The sequence below is a fragment of the Alcanivorax sp. HI0044 genome (assembly GCF_001634945.1).
Map to the genome: position 1 here is coordinate 1 of NZ_LWEZ01000917.1, position 370 is coordinate 370.

1 protein-coding gene is annotated in these 370 nt (G+C 63.0%); it reads right to left on the bottom strand.

Features of this window, described 5'->3' with window-relative positions; genetic code table 11:
* Positions 1 to 370: PhnE/PtxC family ABC transporter permease (locus A3730_RS31530; RefSeq protein WP_369819064.1), on the bottom strand; the 370-nt coding region annotated here is incomplete at both ends.

Here is a 370-nt window from a genome sequence, read left to right on the forward strand (position 1 = left end):
TTCCAGATGAAAGCCCAGGGTGGGCAAACCGATAAAGCCGAGAATGGCGGAGGCGCGCAGGGCGCATTCCAGCCGGTAGCTGCCGTAGGCTTTAAAGGCCTGCCAGACCAGCGGCAGGCGGGCGAAGAAAAAGCGGCTGACGGCGGAGGTGCTGGCGGGCAGTGCATGGGAAGGAGCCGGGTCTGATTCTTCGAGAAATTCGCCGAATACCTTGGCAAAGATACCCGCATAGGGAATGGCGATGGCCAGTACCCCGGTGAGCGTGCTCAGGCCGGCAACCTGTAATAGCAGCAGGCCCCAGAACAGCTCATGGACGGCGCGGATGCTGGCGGCGAAACCGCGTACCGCCCGTGACGACCAGCCGATTGCC